The 18436-nt window shown below is 68.1% G+C and carries 9 protein-coding genes; 3 read left to right on the plus strand and 6 right to left on the minus strand.

Going from position 1 to position 18436, the window contains the following annotated elements; genetic code table 11:
* Positions 1–54: 54 nt before the first annotated feature.
* Entirely contained in the window at positions 55–2067 is a 2013-nt protein-coding gene (locus D183_RS0107115; protein ID WP_017908395.1) for a M13 family metallopeptidase, read from the minus strand.
* Positions 2068–2304: 237 nt separating this feature from the next.
* The gene (locus D183_RS0107120; RefSeq protein WP_017908396.1) at positions 2305–4404 is read right to left on the minus strand and encodes a M13 family metallopeptidase; all 2100 of its coding nucleotides are present in this window, start codon (positions 4402–4404) and stop codon (positions 2305–2307) included.
* Positions 4405–4605: 201 nt separating this feature from the next.
* On the opposite strand from D183_RS0107120, the gene D183_RS0107125 reads away from it, so the two are divergent.
* Positions 4606–6198: a phytoene desaturase family protein gene (locus D183_RS0107125; protein ID WP_017908397.1), complete on the plus strand. Its 1593-nt coding sequence runs from the start codon at positions 4606–4608 to the stop codon at positions 6196–6198.
* A 128-nt stretch (positions 6199–6326) separates the two neighbouring features.
* On the opposite strand, the gene D183_RS0107130 is transcribed toward D183_RS0107125, so the two are convergent.
* Together D183_RS0107130 and D183_RS0107135 are read right to left on the minus strand one after the other, a co-directional pair.
* Complete coding sequence (locus D183_RS0107130) at positions 6327–8330, minus strand: alpha/beta hydrolase family protein (RefSeq protein ID WP_232757233.1); 2004 nt, start codon at positions 8328–8330, stop codon at positions 6327–6329.
* 79 nt (positions 8331–8409) lie between these two features.
* Positions 8410–11217 carry a TonB-dependent receptor plug domain-containing protein gene (locus D183_RS0107135; RefSeq protein WP_017908399.1) on the minus strand — a complete coding sequence of 936 codons (2808 nt, stop codon included), beginning with the start codon at positions 11215–11217 and terminating at the stop codon, positions 8410–8412.
* Between the two features lie 457 nt (positions 11218–11674).
* Here D183_RS0107135 and D183_RS0107140 point away from each other — a divergent pair, with 457 nt between their 5' ends.
* On the plus strand, positions 11675–13240 hold the full coding sequence (locus tag D183_RS0107140; protein ID WP_017908400.1) for a tetratricopeptide repeat-containing sulfotransferase family protein: 1566 nt from the start codon (positions 11675–11677) through the stop codon (positions 13238–13240).
* A 174-nt stretch (positions 13241–13414) separates the two neighbouring features.
* On the opposite strand, the gene D183_RS0107145 is transcribed toward D183_RS0107140, so the two are convergent.
* Together D183_RS0107145 and D183_RS0107150 are read right to left on the minus strand one after the other, a co-directional pair.
* On the minus strand, positions 13415–13804 hold the full coding sequence (locus D183_RS0107145) for a cupin domain-containing protein (RefSeq protein ID WP_017908401.1): 390 nt from the start codon (positions 13802–13804) through the stop codon (positions 13415–13417).
* A gap of 285 nt (positions 13805–14089) precedes the next feature.
* Positions 14090–16849: a TonB-dependent receptor plug domain-containing protein gene (locus D183_RS0107150; RefSeq protein WP_017908402.1), complete on the minus strand. Its 2760-nt coding sequence runs from the start codon at positions 16847–16849 to the stop codon at positions 14090–14092.
* Positions 16850–17616: 767 nt separating this feature from the next.
* Between D183_RS0107150 and apbC the strand changes: the two genes are divergently transcribed.
* On the plus strand, positions 17617–18436 hold an 820-nt coding region (apbC, locus tag D183_RS0107155), incomplete at its 3' end, for an iron-sulfur cluster carrier protein ApbC (protein ID WP_017908403.1).

Below are 18436 nucleotides of genomic sequence, written 5' to 3' on the forward strand. Positions count from 1 at the left end.
AGATGCCCCGGATGAACAACCTACTGAGAGATCACAGCTAGCGCCGGCACCGGCTCACGGCCACAGGTGGATCTGTTCGGCCTCGCTGCGCACCATCGGCTGGCCGGGCTTGCAGGTGAAGGTCGCGGCGAAGGCGGGCAGGTTGGCCAGCGCGCCGTTGGTGCGCCAGCGGCCGGGCGCGTGCACGTCGGCGGTGACCCGCTGCACGGCTTCGTTCGGCGACAGCTGCTGCGCCCACAGGCCGGCCCAGGCCTTGTAGAACGCCTGCTTGCTTGCCTCGTTGGCGGTCGGTTGCGCGGCGCTGTAGGCCTGCCAGGCCAGTTCGACGCTACCGATGTCGGTCAGGTCCTCGTCCTGGGTCAGCGGGCCGTTGACCTTGGCACCCTTCACCCCCGGGAAGTCGTAGGCGCCGTACTGCGCGGCGGTACGGGCGGCCAGCGCGTTCCAGGCGCTCTTGTCTTCCGGGGTCCACCAGTTGCGCAACTGGCCCTGCGCGTCGACCTGGCTGCCCTTGCTGTCGATGGCGCCGATCAACTCGTGCGCGACCATCGCGCCGTAGGCGCCGTACAGCGTCGCGGCGTCGCCGCCGGCCGCGTACACCGGCGGCTGCAGCACCGCGGCGGTGACGATCAGGCGGTTCTGGGCGATGTCGTAGGTCAGTGCGGGCTGCTGCGGCAGCACGTCCCAGCGGCGGTCGGCGTTGCCCTTGCCGATGCGCTTCATCTCCTCGCGGTGACGCCAGGTGGAGGCGATCAGCATGTTGCCGCCGAAGCTGCCGCGGCCCATCGGCTGCAGGGTGTAGTCGAGGTCGCGGCGCGGCGCGCCGACTTCGATCTTCAGTGCGGTCAGCTTGGCCTGCGCCTCGGTGCGCGCCGGCTCGCTCAGCCAGGTGCTGCGCTTGACCGCGGCGATCTGCGCGTCGCGCACCTGGTCGGCGATGGTCTCGGCCTGGCGGCGGGTGTCTGCCGACAGGTAGCGGGCCACGTACTCGCGGCCCAGCATCGGGCCGGCGGCGACGTTGATCGCGTCCAGCACCTGCGCCCAGCGCGGCGGCGGCGCGACCTGGCCCTGCAGCACGCGGCCGCGGAACTCGAAGCTGGCATCGCGGAAGCTCTTGGACAGGTACGGCGCCATCGCATCGCCCACGCGCCAGCGCAGGTAGGCCTTCCACTGCTCGGGCTTGATGCTGACGATCATGCCGTCGAGCTGCTTGAACATGTCCGGGTCGGCCATCGACACCAGATCGTCGTTGACGCCCTGCGCCTTGAGGAAGGCATCGAGCTGCAGGTTGCGGTACTGCTTGTTCAACTCCTTGGTGGAGATCGGCGAGTAGTTGTTGAACGGGTTGTTGATGCCGGCCAACGACTTGGCGCTGCGCGCCAGCGCGGTCTCGATCTGCAGCACCGATTGGGCGTCGGCCTCGAGGCGGTCGGCCGGGGTGCCGGTCAAAGTCAGGATCTGCTTGACGTAGGTGCGGTAGCGGCCCATCAGCGCCATGGTGTCGGCGTCGGTGCGGGTGTAGAAGGCCGGGTCGGGCAGACCCATGCCGCCCTGCATGAAGTAGCCGATGTGGCGGTCCAGCGCCTTCAGGTCGACGTCGGCGCCGAAGTTGAACGCGACCGGGATGCCGATCTGGTGCAGCGCGGCGATCGAGGCCGGCACGTCCTTGGCCTTCTTGATCGCATCGATGCGGCCGAGCAGCGGCGCGATCGGGTTGGAGCCGTCCTTCTCGACGGCGGCCTCGTCCAGGCCGCTGGCCCAGAAATCGCCCAGCGCCTTCTGCACCGCGTTCTGCGGCGACTGCATGGAGGCATCGAGCAGGTCGCGCTGCTGTTGCTGGGTGCGCTCGGCCAGCTGGCCCAGCGCGGTGACCGCGCCGGTCTGCGGCACCGGGTTCTGCTTCAGCCAGTCGGCGTTGGCGTCGTCGTAGAAGTCGCTGCAGGCGGCGCTGATCGGCGGGGCCTTGGGCGCGGCGGCGCGCTTCTTCTTGGGCGCGGCATCGGCGGCGGAGGCGAGGGCGATCAGGCCGAGGGCGACGGCGAGGGCAAGCGGACGGGCATTGGGCATCGGGAACGCATCCGGTCAGGATTAAAGTCGGCGGAGTTTAACAAGCCGCGGTGTGCAACTGTGGCGATGATGCGCGTCCACGTCCCCATCGGATTCAGCGAGGGACGCCGGCAGGCACGGGCGCCGGTGGCCGGGCAGGGCGGTCGGCATCGCCACCGCCGTCGCAGGCCGACGCCCACGCAAAGAAAAGGCCCGGACAAGCCGGGCCTTTTCGCGGGACGGCGGTGACGCCGTCGCTTACCAGATCACCACGCGCTTGTCGCCGCTGCGCACCATCGGCGCGCCCGGCTTGCACTGGAACGCGGTGGCGAAGGCCTCCAGGTTCGACGGCGCACCGATCGCGCGGAACTGCGCCGGGGCGTGCGGGTCGGTGGTCAGGCGCACCATCGCGTTCTGCGGGGTGTACTTGGTGCGCCACACGGTGGCCCAGTTGATGAAGAAGTTCTGGTCGCGGCTCATGCCGCCGACCTTCGGGTCGTCCTTGCCCTCGGTGGCCTTCTTCATGGCGTCGTAGGCGGTGGTGATGCCGCCCAGGTCGGCGATGTTCTCGCCCAGGGTCAGCTTGCCGTTGACGTGCTTGCCGTCGACCTCGTAGCCGTCGAACTGCTGCACCAGCTTGCCGGTGAGCGCGGAGAACTTCTTGGCGTCGGCCGGGGTCCACCAGTTCTCGAAGTTGCCGGTCGGCCCGAAGCGCGCGCCCTGGTCGTCGTAACCGTGGGTCATCTCGTGGCCGATCACCGCGCCGATGCCGCCGTAGTTGAACGCGTCGTCGGCCTTGGGGTCGAAGAACGGCGGCTGCAGGATCGCCGCCGGGAACACGATCTCGTTCTGCAGCGGGTTGTAGTAGGCGTTGACCGTCTGCGGGGTCATGCCCCACTCGGTCTTGTCCACCGGCTTGCCGATCTTGCTGAGGTTGTACTTGTAGTTGAACGCGGTGGCGGCGCGCACGTTGTCCAGGTAGTTGTCGCGCTGGGTGCTCAGGCTGGCGTAGTCGCGCCACTTGTCCGGATAGCCGATCTTCGGGGTGAAGGTCTTCCACTTGTCCAGGGCCTTGGCCTTGGTCTCGTCGCTCATCCAGGTCAGCTTCTCCAGGCGCGCCTTCAGCGCCTGGCTCAGGTTCTCGACCAGTTGCTGCATCTTGGCCTTGTCGTCGGCCGAGAAGGCGACCTTGACGTACATCTGGCCCATCGCCTCGCCGGCGCCTTCGTTGATGCTGCCGAGCACGCGCTTCCAGCGCGGCTTCATCTCGGCCTGGCCGTTGAGTTCCTTGCCGTAGAAGGCGAAGTTTTCCTGCGCGAAGGCGTCGCTCAGGTACGGCGAGGCGCTGTCCACGGTGTGGAAGCGCAGGTAGGCGCGCCACACTGACGGGTCGGTGTCGCCCAGCGCCTTGCTCACTTCCTGGTGGAAGGCCGGGATCGCCAGCGAGAACTTCTCCGGCACGGCCACGCCCTGCGACTCGAAGAACTTGGTCCAGGGGAAGTTGGGGGTCAGCTTGTCGGCATCGGCCGGGGTGACCGGGTTGTAGGACAGCTCGGCGTCGCGCGAGAGCTGCTCGCTGGACTTGGACACCTTGGCCAGGCGCGTTTCCAGCGCCACCACGTCCTGCGCCTGCTTGGCCGCGTCGGCCGCCGGCACGCCGGCCAGTTCCAGCACCTTGGCCACATGCGCCTGGTAGGCCTTGAGCTTGTCCTGCTTGTCGGCGTCGAAGTAGTAGCTGCGGTCGGGCAGGCCGAGGCCGCCCTGCATGGCGTAGGCCATGTTCATCGCCGAATTCTTGAAGTCGGCCTCGGCGCCGAAGCCGAACAGGCCGTTCTCGCCCTTGGCCGCGCTCTGGCGCAGGTACTCGGCCACCGCAGGGCCGTCCTTGAGGCCGTCGATCGCGGCCAGGTCGGCCTTCAGCGGCGCGATGCCCTGGGCGTTGATCTTGGCGTCGTCCATGCCCGAGGACCAGAAGTCGCCGACGATCTTCTCCACGCCCTGCGGGTTAGCCGCGGCGGCGGCCTGTTCGGCCAGCTGGTGCTGCGCCGCGACCGAGCGTTCGTCCAGGATCGAGAACGCGCCCCAGCTGCTGCGGTCCTTGGGGATCTCGTTGGCGGCCAGCCACTTGCCGTTGACGTAGCCGTTGAAGTCGTCGCAGGCGTTCTTGCTGGCGTCCAGGTCGTCGACGTTGAAGGCGTTGTAGGCCGGCAGCTTGCTGGTGTCGAGCTTGAGGTCGGTCGACGCCGCGGCCGGGGCGGCGGCCGGCGCGGACTTGGTGGCGTCGGCGGCGGGCGCGGCGCTCTCGGGCTTGTTGCAGCCGGTCAGCGCGGCGCTCACGGCCAGGGTCAACAGCAGCATCTTGGGATTGCGAAGGGTCACAGGCAGGCTCCAGGCCGACGTGGATAAAGGAATGGCCCGCACGGGCCGTGGCGAGACTCTACGCCGCCACTGCAGGTTTCAGGGGTGTCGAAGGTCATGGGTGGCCCTGGCCATTGGGCCGCAGGACGGCGTCGCCGCCCGCCGTCGGCAGGTCCGCCGGCGCTGGCTTACCATGCGGCCATGACCCGCGAACCGCCATGCGATGCCCTGATCGTCGGCGCCGGCCACAACGGCCTGGTCTGCGCCGCCTACCTGGCGCGGGCCGGCTGGAAGGTGACGGTGCTGGAACGGCGCGGCGTGGTCGGCGGCGCCGCGGTGACCGAGGAGTTCCACCCCGGGTTCCGCAACTCGGTGGCGTCCTACACGGTGTCGCTGCTGCAGCCCAAGGTGATCGCCGATCTCGACCTGGCCGGCCACGGCCTGCGCATCGTGCCGCGCCGGCGCAACAACTTCCTGCCGTTGCCGGACGGACGTTATCTGCTGACCGGCGCCGGCCACACCCAGGCCGAACTGGCCAAGTTCTCCGCACGCGACGCTGCGCGCCTGCCGGCCTACGAGGCGCGGCTGGAGGGCATCGCCGACGTGCTGCGCGCGCTGGCGTTGCAGCCGCCGCCCAACGTCACCGACGGCGGCTGGCTGCAGGCACTGCCCGAGCTGCTGCGTACCGGACGCCTCGGGCGCCGCCTGCATGCGCTGGATGCGGAGCTGCGCCAGGACCTGCTGGACCTGTTCACCATCTCCGCCGCCGAGTATCTGCAGCGCTGGTTCGAGAGCGATGCGGCGCAGGCGCTGTTCGGTTTCGACGGCATCGTCGGCAACTACGCCAGCCCGTACACGCCGGGATCGGCCTACGTGCTGCTGCACCACGTGTTCGGCGAGAGCAACGGGGTCAAGGGCGCCTGGGGCCATGCGCTGGGCGGCATGGGCGCGATCACCCAGGCCATGGCCCGTGCGGCCACTACGGCCGGTGCACGCATCCGCACCGATGCGGGCGTGCGCGAGATCCTGGTCGAGGGCGGACGCGCGGTCGGCGTGGTCACCGAGCAGGGCGAGCGCCTGCGGGCGCGGCACGTGGTCGCCAACGTCAATCCCAAGCTGCTGTACGAACGCCTGCTCGATCCGGCGCACGTGCCGGCCGCCACCCGCGAGCGCATGGCGCACTGGCGCTGCGGTTCCGGCACGTTCCGCATGAACGTGGCGCTGTCGCGGCTGCCCAGTTTCAGCGCGCTGCCGGGGCCGGGCGATCATCTCACCGCCGGCATCGTGCTGGCGCCTAGCCTGGACTACATGGACCGCGCCTACCACGACGCGCGCCGGCACGGCTGGTCGCGCGAACCGATCGTCGAACTGCTGATTCCCAGCACCCTGGACGATGGCCTGGCGCCGCCCGGCCAGCACGTGGCCAGCCTGTTCTGCCAGCACGTCGCGCCGCAGTTGCCGGACGGGCGCAGCTGGGACGCGCACCGCGAGGAGGTCGCCGACCTGATGATCGCCACCGTCGAGCGCTATGCGCCGGGCTTCGCCGCCTCGGTGCTGGGCCGGCAGGTGCTGAGCCCGCTGGACCTGGAACGCACTTTCGGGCTGATCGGCGGCGACATCTTCCACGGCGCGCTGAGCCTCAACCAGTTGTTCAGCGCACGGCCGATGCTCGGCCAGGCGGCGTACCGCGGTGCGATTCCCGGCCTGTTCCTGTGCGGCTCCGGCACCCACCCCGGCGGCGGCGTGACCGGCGCGCCCGGCCACAATGCGGCGATGGCGCTGCTGCGCGGTTGAGCGGCGGCGGACGGTAGCGGCAAGAAAAAAAGAACCCTGGCATGGCGACCAGGGCGAGGGAAAGGCGCGGCGCGTGCAGCGCGCCGCGCGTGCCACGGCGGCGCGCCGTGGCGTTGTCTGCGCCAGCGTCAGGGCGCGCCGGCCTGCGCGGATGCGCTCGGTCGTGCCGCGGAACCGCCCAGGTGCGCGTCGAAGAACCCCAGCATCCGGGTGTAGAGGTTGAGGTTGTTCTCTTCCTTGTAGAAGCCGTGGCCTTCGCCGGACTGCACGATCATGCCTTCGGGTGGGTTGCCGGCCGCCTGCAGCGCCTTGGCCAGCGCCTCGGTGTGCTCCGGCGGGCAGCGGTCGTCGCGTGCACCGGCGGCGAGGTAGATCGGCAGCGTCAGCGCCTGCACGTGGTTGATCGGCGACATCCGCTCCTGCTCGGCACTGGTGCTGCCGAAGGCGCGCAGCAGATAGCGCCTGCCGCTCTCGCTCTTGCTGGTGTCGCTGAGCCGCAACTGGATCTTGGCGTCGTACATGCCGACGTAGCCGAACGCGCAGCGGAACAGCCCCGGCGCGCGCACCGGCGCCATCATCGCGGCGTAGCCGCCGAAGCTGCCGCCGTAGATGCAGATCCGCGCCGGATCGGCCAGACCCTGCTGGATGGCGTACTGGGTGCCGTCGACGATGTCGTTGAGGATGCCGCCGTCCCACTGCCCGTAGGCGCGGTCCATGAACGCCTTGCCGAAGCCGCCGGAGCCGCGGTAGTTGAGTTGCAGCGTGGCGTAGCCGCGGCTGGCGAACAGTTGCGCCTCCGAATGGAAGCCCCAGTTGTCGCGCGGCCCCATCGGTCCGCCGTGCACGTTGACGATCAGCGGCAGGTGCTTCGCCTGCGCTCCGGCCGGCACGGTGAGGTAGCCGTGGATGCGCAGCCCGTCGCGGGCGGTGAACTGGATCGGCGTGATCGTGGCCATCTTCGCCGCATCGATCCAGGGCCGGCTCTTCATCAGGAAGCGCGCCTTGCCGGTGGCGCGCTCGTACAGGTACAGCTCGCCGGGATTCTGGTCGCTGCGCACGCTGACCACGATGGTGTCGCCATTGCGGGTGGCGCTGGCGAAGTCGACGTACTGGCCAGGAAAGGCCGCGGCCAGGCTGGCGTACAACGCTGCGTCCGGATGCGCCTCGTCGATCAGCTTGACCTGCGGCGCGCCGGCCTCGGTGACCACCGCCAGCGCGGTGTCCGAGCCGTCGGTGGCGGTGATGGTGCGCGCCACCTCGCTGGTGGGGTCCTGGAACAGGGCGACGAAGCCGCCGCTGCGCGGATCCAGATACCCGAACGCGCCGGGCGCCTTGCCGTCGTCGCGGGTGGCATAGACGCGGCCGTTGGCGGTGGACCAGGCGATGTCCAGGCGCGCGCCATCGGCCTTGCTGGCGTTGATGAGCTCCCACTTGCCGTCCTTCAGCGCGTACACCTCGCTGTGGCTGTCGTAGCCGGTGTCCTCGTCCTTGTCGCTCTGGCAGGTGGCGAAGGCGGGCTGCTTGGTCGCGTCCAGGGCGATGGAGCAGTTCGCCTTGGGCGCGCGGCCCAGCGATTTGCGCCGCCCACTGAGGGTGTCGATCATCACCACTTCGGTGCCGGCACCTTCCGAGGAGCGCGGGTAGCGCACCTGCATGACCACGTTCTGCTCGTCGTCGCGCAGCGTGTCGAGCAGGGAGAACGATTCGCGGCCCACGCTCTTGCCGCGTTGGGTGACGCCCTGGGTGCCGTATTCGATCAGGGTGCGCGGCTGGCCGCCGTCGGCGTTGACCGCGAACCACTCGCCGGTGCCCATCGGCCGCTCGAACGAACCGACCTTCTTGACCGCGGTGAACAGCAGCCGCTTGCGGCCGGTCCAGTAGAACGCGCCGACGCTCTTGCCGTCCGGCAGCACGTTGACCTTGATCGGCTTGAGGTCGCGCGTGCCGAGCACGGTCAGCACGTCCTGCTCGCCGCGGTCCACGGTCAGCGCCAGGTATTCGCCGTCCGGCGAAATCTTCACCGCACTGTAGGTGGGACGTTTGACGAAATCCGCAATGGGCGGGGGAGCGGCCGCGGCGATGCCGACGTGCAGGCACAGCCCCAGCGCGCAGAAAGCAACGAGTCGTTTCACGAGAATCCTTTTTGCGTGATTGAACACAGCGAGAGCCCGATGCCGGGCTCTCGCTGACCTCCGGTGCGCGTGGTGCGGCTCAGCGGAAGCGGTACTGGAACTCCGCCGCCACTTCGCGGCCGTACGGGCTGTAGGCGCGCCAGAAGTACGGATACGTGTTGTAGCCGCTGTCCTTCGGATGCGTCTTGTCGAACACGTTGTTGACGTAGAAGTTGACCGTCAGCTTGTCGGTCAGCTTCTTGCCCACGTTGGCGTTCCAGATGAAGTACGGCGCGATGCGGCCGGTCTCCTGCCAGTTCGGCAGGCTGCCGTAGCGGATCATGAACACCGCCGCCTGCCAGTCGTTCTTCTGCCAGGTCGCGGTGGTGCGGATGCGGCTGCGGAAGTCGAAGTTGCCCAGGTCGTCGCGGTAATCGAGGATCGGGTCGCCCTTGAACTCGGCCGACTTCTGCTCGAGGGTGTGCGAGTAGCCCACCTGGAAGCGGAAGTCGCCCAGCCGGTCGGTGTCCAGGCGGTAGTCCAGCGACGCATCGATGCCCTTGGTGCCGAGGAACGCGCGGTTGATCGGACCGCGGCGGATCTCGGTGATCTGGCCGTCGTTCGGCGTGCCCGGCGCGTTGAGGCGGCTGACCCGCGACAGCATGTCGTTGCAGAACGCCGAGCCCGGCGCACCCAGGGTGAACGGGTTGCGGTTGCGGGTCAGCCCGGTCACGCAGCCGGCTTCGCCGTCGAGGATGTAGGTGGAGGTGATGTCGGCCACCACGTTCTTCAGGCGGATGTCGTAGTAGTCGGCGGTGACCGACAGGCCGTCGAGCACGTCCCACACGAAGCCGGCGGTCCACGACGTGCCGGTTTCCTCGGAGAGGTTGGTGGTGCCCTGGCGCACGCCGTACGCGGTGTAGTTCACCGTGGTGTCCGAGGTCGGGCACTGCGCCGCGGCGCGGCCGCTTTCCAGGCAGCGACGGGTGTCGAAGATGCTGGAGAACGAACCGCTGCGATCGGCGAACACGTAGTGCAGATCCGGCGCGCGGAAGCTGGTGGAGTAGGAGCCGCGGAACAGCAGATTGTCCAGCGGACGCCATTCCAGGCCGGCGTTCCAGGTCTTGGCGTCGTCCACCGCGGTGACGTCGTCGTACTTGTCCAGGCGTCCGGCCAGGTGCGCCTTCAGCGAGCTGAGGATCGGAATCGACAGCTCCACGCCCAGCGCGTAGCGGTCGCGCTTGCCGCCGCCGCCGGTGCCGGTGAGGTTGTACGGACGGTCGGTGCCGGTGTAGTCGGGCAGGATGCGCGGGTCGGCATTGAGCTTGTATTCCTGCTGCGAGGCTTCGACCACGCCGGCGAAGCCCAGCGCGCCGGCCGGCAGCTCGAACAGGTCGCCGGAGAGCACGAAGCTGCCCTGGTTGACGTGCGAGTTGGCGTCGGTCTTGACCGTGGTGCTCAACGCCGCGAACTGGTCCGGGGTCAGTGCGCTGTAGTAGCGCTGCTGGTTCAGGCGATACACCGGATAGGTGACGCCGCCCACCACGCGGGTGCCCAGTTGCTGGCCGAGGAAGTAGTCGTTGACCGCCGAGGCCATCAGGCGCGGACGATCGACCTTCACCTTGTACTCGGCGCGCGACAGGGTCAGGTCCCAGTCGAAGCGGTCGCCCAGCTTGCCGCGCAGGCCGGCGGCGAAGTCGTAGGACTTCTCCTTGTTGCGCGCCATCAGGTGCTCGACGCCGCCGGCTTCCTGCGGGGCGAACACGCGCTGCGCGTCGACCAGCGCGTTGAAGCCCGGATCGAACCACAGCGCGCCACTGGTGCGGCCGGACCAGAACTGGGTGCCCGAGGTGTACTTGGACTCGGACGACCAGGCCTGCAGGCTGGCCCAGCCCTGCATGCCGCCTTCGAAATCGAAGGTGCCGTAGGCGTAGCCGGACAGGTCGTTGTTCTCGTTGCGGATGGTCTGGTAGGCCGGATCCTTGAAGGTGCCGCAGGCCTGGCCGAGGTTGGTGATGGCGCCGGCGGCGCTGGCGCTGCGGTAGTTCCAGCGCACCCACTCGTCGCCCAACTGTTCGCAGGCGCCGGCCGGCGGCGCGAAGTAGGAGTTGGTGGTCGAGCCGGTGCGGCGGCGCACGCGCATGGTGCCGGTCGGCTGGATGCCGACGAAGGCCGGCGGGAACGGGTTGTCCAGCGACGAATCCATGAAGTCGCGCTGGTAGCCGTACAGCGGCTCGCCGGCGGTGTACTCGAAGGCGTAGGTCAGGCTCCAGCGGTCGCCGGTCTTGCCGCCGATCCACTGGAAGTCGCCGGTGTCGCCGCCGCCGCGGGTCAGCGTGCTACCGCGCAGCTTGACCAGGTCGCCCTCGTAGTTGGTCTTGAGGATGACGTTGACCACGCCGGCGACCGCGTCGGAGCCGTAGATGGCCGAGGCGCCGCCGGCGAGGATCTCGATGCGGTCGACCGCCGCGGCCGGGATATTGCCGAAGTTGGCGAAGTTGCTCTGGCCGTTGTAGGGCAGCGGGTAGTCCGCGGCGCGGCGCCCGTTGATCAGCAGCAGGGTGCGGCCGGGGCCGAGGCCGCGCAGGTTGATCACGCTGGCGTTAGGGGTGAAGCCGCCCTGGAACAGCTCGTTCTGGGTGGAGCCGGAGGCCTGGGTGAGCGTGCTCAGCGCGTCGAAGACGGTGTTGAAGCCTTCGCGCTCGATCTGCGTGGCGGAGATGATGGTGACGGGCGAGGGGCCCTCGACCTCGGTGCGCTGGATGCGCGAACCGGTCACCGTCACTTTCTCAAGGGTGCGCGCCTTGGCGCCGGTGGCCTCGGTCAGTTGTTCCGTCTCCGATTCCTCGCTCGCGGGCTGGCTTTGCGCCAGCGCCGACGCGGCGGGCAGGGCCAGAATGGCGGACACAGCAACGACCAGAAGACTCCGCTTGGGAGTCGGTGCTTTGACTGACATTGACAAATTTCCCCTAGATGCATGTGCAGTACCCAGGTCCCTTCCTGGACAGGTACGTGTAGAGAGTGTGAGGTCCGTTTCACGTTTCTTGACCGTAGCATGAACAAATCGGAAAAGTAACGAAAAATTTGCGTTACATGACATATTTTTGAAGTGGGCTTGCTGTAAGGGCGGTCGCCGCGGCAGGCCGCACCTGGACGCCACGTGATGCAAGCCCTTGTCGCTGCGTCATTTCCATCAGGGCGAGCCCGTTTCGCTCCGCGCTCGCCCTGCGGCCGGGGTGTGCGGCGGCGGCCGGCGGCAGACACCGCGCATGCGCGCGAATGCTGCGCTGCGGTCATAATCGGAGACCGCCGCGCCCGCCTGCGTGCCGCCGCGGCCAGCCTTCCAGGGGAGATCGGGCGCATCCATGAGCGAACAGGTTCAGCTCTACAACCAGGCCATCGCCGCGCTCAACCGCAGCGACTGGCCGCAGGCGCAGCGGATCGCGCAGTTGCTGCTGCAGGCCTTGCCGCAGCATCCGGGCGTGCATTTCGTCGCCGGCGTGGCGGCGCTGGAGTTGCAGCAGATGCAGGTCGCTGCGGTGCATCTGCACCAGGCCGCGACCCTGAATCCCGAACGCGCCGACTACGCGGCGCAACTGGCGCGGGTGCTGGCGATGGGGCGGTTCCTGCAGGATGCGCACCGCTTCGCCGATCAGGCGATGGCGCTGCAGCCCACCGATGCGCATACCCTGGACACGCTGGGCGTGGTCTACAGCCAGGTCAACGAACATGCCGCCTCGCTGCAGGCGTTCACGCGTGCGGTGCAGGCGGCGCCGCAGCAGGCCAGCTTCCGCTACAACCTGGGCACCTCGCTGCTGTTCTCCGGACGGCTGCAGGAGGCCGAGGCCGAATACCGCGCCTGCCTGGCGCTGGAGCCGCGCTACTGGAAGGTGTACCTGTCGCTGTCGCAGCTGCGCAAGTGGACGCCGGAGGAGAACAACCTGGCCCTGCTCGAGGCCGCGTTGGCGTCGGCCGGCGACGATCCCAACGCGGTTCTGTACCTGAACCTGGCGTTGGCCAAGGAGCACGAGGATCTGGGTGACTACCGCGCGGCCTTCCGCGGCTATGTGCAGGGCAAATCGGTGCACAAGCGGGCGCGCGGCTACACCTCCGAGCGCGATGCGCGCCTGTTCGATGCGCTGGAGCGGACCTTCCGCGCCGACGATGCGCCGGTGGCGGGCTTCGAGAGCGAGGAGCCGATCTTCGTGATCGGCATGCCGCGCAGCGGCACCACGCTGGTGGACCGGATCCTGTCCAGCCATCCGCAGGTGCACTCGGCGGGGGAACTGCAGAACTTCTCGGTGGTGCTCAAGCGCCTGACCGGCACGCCGTCGCCGGAGATCCTCGACGAAGCCACGCTGAGCCAGGTGCAGGGACTGGACTGGCGCGCGCTCGGCCGCGGCTATGTCGAGTCCACGCGGCCCGGCACGGCGCTGAAGCCGCGCTTCGTGGACAAGCTGCCGCACAACTTCCTCTACGCCGGCCACATCGCGCGCGCCCTGCCGAAGGCGAAAATCGTGTGCCTGCGGCGCGATCCGATGGACACCTGCCTGAGCAATTTCCGCCAGCTGTTCGCGCTGTCCTCGCCGTACTACGACTACTCGTTCGACCTGATGGACGTCGGCCGCTACTTCCTGATGTTCGACCGGCTGATGGCGCACTGGAACGCGGTGCTGCCGCAGCGCATCCTGCAGGTCGATTACGAGGACCTGGTGACCGCGCAGGAGCCGACCACGCGCCGCCTGCTGGAGTTCTGCGGCCTGCCGTGGGACGACGCCTGCCTGCGCTTCGAGCAGAACCAGGCGCCGGTGGCGACCGCCAGCGTGGTGCAGGTACGCACGTCGATGACGCGTTCCTACATGGGGCGCTGGCAGCGCTACGGCGAGGATTTGCAGGAACTGAAGGCGCTGTTGTCGGCGTTCTATCCGTAACCACTGGGCCGCCCGCGCGGCCCGTCTCTACCGCTCCGTGATCGGTCGCTGTGGTATCCGGCGCGCACGCTGGCGCGTGGCGCAGGCGTAGTGCGGAACGGTGAGCGCTGCGCGCTTCTTCCGTGGCGCTCCTGTGTGCCGCGACATTGCCGCACTGCGCGTGGCTGGCCTCGCCTAGTCCAGATCGGTCTGGATCCAGGTCGGCGAATGATGGATGTCCAGCGTCTGCAGACGGCCAGGACCCAGGTTCTCGAACCGGTGCGGCACGCCGGCGGGACCGAAGACCACGTCTCCGGCCGCCGCCTCGAGCGCGCTGTCGCCGACGAAGAACCGCGCGCGTCCGACCAGGACCACGAAGGTTTCGTCGTACGGATGGACGTGGCGCGGCGGGCCGTCGCCGATCGCATCGGTGCCGTAGGTCAGGACGGTGACCGCGCCACCCAGGGCTGCGCCGGCGACGACGCCGTGCCACGGCGGCGGCGTGTCCGCATCGAACAGCCGTGCCTGGGTTGCCGGCCGCCCATCCGCGGCGAAGGTGGCGGGATCGAAGTCGCGACGCGGCATGTCGGGTATCTCCACTGGATGCATTGCGGCATCGGATGCGACGACGAGGAGGGGGCGTCTCGGCGGCTACGGATGCGCTAGGCGCGATTACAGCATGGGCTGACGGCGCCAGCGGCCACGGCGGCGGAACGCTGTCGTGCGCAAATCATGTGTGCTTGACCAATCTCGCCGACGTGCCGCGCGGGCAGACGCCTGCAATGGATGGAATGACCGGGTAGGCCGCGCATGCGAGGCAAAAAAAAGCCCACCCTTGCGGGTGGGCTCTGTGAGGACATGCGTGTCTGCTTACTTGCCGAACGAGTAACGCATTTCCAGGTAGTACGCACGGCCGTACACATCGAAGTTGTATTCGTTGTACGCCCACTGCGCGCTGCCCGGATAGGACGCATCGAACGGCGGCATCTTGTTGAACACGTTGGTCACCATCAGCGACAGCTCCATGCCCTCGAACGCCTTGTAGGTGACGCTGGCGTTGTGGGTGATGTGCGACGGCAGCTTGCCGGCGCGCGGAGCCGCGTAGCCATCGGCGCTGATCGTGGCGGCGTAGTTCGGGGTCTTGTCGAACCAGCTCGCGTACCAGGTGGTCGAGAACTTGCCGATGTCCCAGGTCAGCGACGCGTCGGCCTTGCGCTTCGGATCGGTGCTCCAGTACGGATCGTTCAGCAGGTCCACCGGCGCATCGCCCGCGTAGCGCACGTACTTGTGGCGCAGGTTCTCGCTGTAGCTAGCGATGGTGCTCAGGTCGCCCCAGCGGCCGAAGTCGTAGCCATAGCGGAACGAGGCGGTGACCGCTTCCAGCTTCTGGTTGGAGACGTTGATCTTCGGCGTGTAGATGTTGGTGATCTGGCCGGCCGCGTTGCGGGTGACCTGGGAGAACGTGGCCTGGCACAGCGCCGAGGCGGCATCGTCGATGCCGGCGCGGCAGCGGTAGTCCTGCAGGCTCAGACCATTGGCGCTCTGCTGGGTGACCTCATCGCTGATGTCCCAGTTGAGGTAGTCGACGGTCAGCGCCATGCGGTCCACCGGCGACCACACGAAGCCCGCGCTCCACACATCGGCGTTGATCGGCTTCAGGTCCAGATTGCCCGACTGCGTCCCGCGGAACTGACGGCTGGAGTAGGCCGCCGGGCAGTTGTCGGTGTTGCCCGGCAGGTAGCCGCGGCGCGCGCACTGGTAGTAGTCGATGACGCTGTTGTAGTAACCGCTCTGGCCCTGGTACAGGTCGGACAGGGTCGGCGCGCGGAACGCGGTGCCGTACTTGCCGCGCAGCAGCAGGGTCTCGAACGGGCGGTACTCCAGCGAGATGCTGTAGGTCGGCTTGTCGATGGTGCGGCCGCTGGCCTTGAACGCATCGTAGCGGCCGGCCAGGGTGATGGTCAGCGGGTCGAACACCGGCATGCGCAGTTCCGAGGTCAGCGCGTAGCGGTCGCGCTGGCCGCCGCCGGCTACCGAGGTCAGGCCCCAGACTTCGCCGTTGAGGATCACCGGATCCGGCGCGTAGTCCCACTTTTGCTTGCCGTACTCGCCGACCACGGCCAGGCCCGCGTCGCCGCCGGGCAGGCTGAACAGCTTGCCGTTGGTGGCCTGCACGCGAATCATGCCGTCGGAGGTCTTGCTCTTGTTGGTGGCCTGGCCGGTGAAGCTGGCGAAGTCCGCCTGGCTGATCGGCGAGTAGAACGCCGCGTAGTTCGGCGAATACACCGGGTAAGCGCCGTAGTTCGGGTCCAGGCCGAGCTGCGGGCCCAGCACGCGGTTCACGAAGAACTGGTCGATCGCGTTCTTGTAGCGGACCAACTGACGCTCTTCCAGCTTGTACTGGGTGTAGGTGACGCCGGCATCGTAGTCCCAGCTCGACTGGCCGAGCTGGCCCTGGGCGCCGAAGGTCACGCGCACCGAGTCGCTCTTGTCGCGGCTCATCGTGTCCTTGATGCCGTTGATGCCCATTTCTTCCGGGGCGAACGAGCGCTGCAGGTTCAGCAGGTCGCCCACCTGCGGATCGTAGTAGTAGCCGAAGTCGGCGGCGGTACCCCACCAGATGTAGTTGGAGCCGGCGTTGTACTTGACCTCGTCGTGGCTGTAGAGCACGTCGCCGTACAGCTGCACATTGTCGTTCAGGTCATGGGTACCGTGGATGTAGGCCTGCAGCGACTTGTTGCCGGCATCCAGGGTGCGGTAGCCCGGGGTGTACTTGGAACCGCAGTAGTACTCGTCGCCGAAGCCGCGGCGCTGCTGCTTGGCGATGGTGCCGCCGAACAGGCCGGACACGTTGTTGCAGTTGTTCGGGTCGAGGAACTTGTAGCTGGTGAACGGGCTGTAGACCAGGAAGTCGCGGCTCGGCAGCTGGGCGCTGTAGCCCTGCGTGTTGAACTGCTTGGTCTGGCTGCGCTGATAGGCCCAGATCGGGTCCTTCTCTTCGTACTGCAAGCCGCCGAGGATGCTGGTGCGGCCATCGGCCGAGGTCCAGCCGTCGGCGAAGGTGGTACGGAAGTTGCTGCCGCCGCCCTCGGAGAAGCCGCCGCCGCGGATGCTGAACACCGCGCCGTCCATCTTCTTCTTCAGGATGACGTTGATCACGCCGGCGATCGCATCGGAGCCGTACAGCGACGACTGGCCGCCCGGCAGGATTTCGATGCGGTCGACCAGGTCGATCGGAATGCCGCTGATGTTGTTGAACGTGTCGCTGCCGTTGTACAGCGCCGGGTAGTTCGACATCGGACGGCCGTCGATCAGGTACTTCACGTAGCCCGGCGGCAGGCCGAACAGGCTCACCGTCTTCGCGCCCTGGGTGAAGGTGCCCGAGCTCTGCCCGCCCTGCACGCCGCCGGTGGCGAACGAGCTCTTCTGCAGCACGTCGGCGACGGTGCTGAAGCCGCGCGCCTTGATTTCTTCGGCGTTGATCGTGGTGACCGGGGTGGCGGTCTCGATCTCGGTCTGCGGGATCAGCGAGCCGGTGACGGTGATCTTGTCGAGATTCGTCGCTTTATCGGTCTTGTCGTCGGTCGTGGCGTCCTGCGCGAAGGCGGCGAACGCGGCCGGGACAAGCATGGCGGAGGCCAGCGCGGCACTCAGGTGGCTGTGCTTGAAACTACGAGTATGACGGACAGTCATCTTTCTCTTCCCCGAAAATCAATCGATAAGGCGAGGGGCCTCGTGCCGCGACGTGTGCCTTGAAAGTGGGATCGCGTCCTGCGATCAACCCAAACGTAACACGGACTTAACGCGGTTTGTACATGGGTGTCACTTTTTTCGTCTACCAACAAAAACTGCGCCGATCAGGCGGGAAATGTCGGCGAACGCCGGGCCGTGGCACCGGCGTAGACAAGTTTCGCGTTGCTTTGCACCATTGCGGGGCATTCGCTGTATAGGTTGCTGAACGGATGTGGGGCGTGGCGGGGCGTGCCGTTGAAGGCCTGCGACGACTGGGCGATCCCGATACCGCCGGCAGCGTGGCGCGGTCGCCGACGCACCATTTCGGTGAGCGCGACTCGCCATAGTGGGGCGTGCAAGTGCGGGTGATCGCCGCATCGGCATGGCGCGCCCCAATCCCGGCGTCTGCGCGGGCCGGTGCCGAGGCGCGCGATGACGGAGCTGAAAGGTCGGTCGCAGGCCGTGCCACGCGGCATTTGCGCAAAATCCGCCAGCGCTCGCGCCGCCCGCGGCGCGGGACCATGCGTCGGTGCACTTGTATAGTCATGTGTCTGTGCGGCCCGCGCCGCTGCCGCTGTCCGCGGCGCCGTGTGCGGTCCATGGTTTCCTTTCCGTCGCGCGCATGCCTGGCCTGCGTCGCCGACGCTTTCTTGTTGAGTTTTCCGATGACCGATCGCCCGCGTCTCCCCGCCCACGCCGTCCAGCCCAAGCTCGCCCCGCACCCGCGCATCCGCAACGTCGTCGCCGTCGGCTCCGGCAAGGGCGGGGTGGGCAAATCCACCACTGCCGTGAACCTGGCCCTGGCCCTGCAGCGCCAGGGCGCGCGCGTCGGCGTACTGGATGCCGACGTCTACGGCCCCAGTGTGCCGGCCATGCTCGGCCTGAGCGGACGCCCGGACAGCCCGGACGACAAGAGCATCGAGCCGATGCGCGCCTTCGGCATCGAGGCGATGTCGATCGGGCTGCTGGTGGACCAGGACACGCCGATGATCTGGCGCGGCCCGATGGCGACCTCGGCGCTGACCCAACTGTTCGCCGACACCCTGTGGGACGACCTGGACTACCTGCTGATCGACCTGCCGCCCGGCACCGGCGACATCCAGCTGACCCTGGCGCAGAAGATCCCGGTGGCCGGTGCGGTGATCGTCACCACCCCGCAGGACATCGCCACGCTGGACGCGAAGAAGGCGCTGAAGATGTTCGAGAAGGTCGAGGTGCCGGTGTTGGGCATCGTCGAGAACATGGCGGTGCACACCTGCAGCCAGTGCGGCCATGTCGAGCACCTGTTCGGCGAGGGCGGCGGCCAGCGCATGGCGCAACAGTACGGCGTGCCGCTGCTGGGGTCGCTGCCGCTGGCGATCGCGATCCGCGAGCAGGGCGACGCCGGCACCCCGGTGGTGGCCGCGGCACCGGACTCGGCCGCGGCGCAGGCCTACCTGGCCACCGCGCAGCGCCTGACCGAGGAACTGCGCAAGCGCCCGCGCG

This window comes from Xanthomonas sp. SHU 199 (assembly GCF_000364665.1).
Classification (GTDB): domain Bacteria; phylum Pseudomonadota; class Gammaproteobacteria; order Xanthomonadales; family Xanthomonadaceae; genus Xanthomonas_A; species Xanthomonas_A sontii.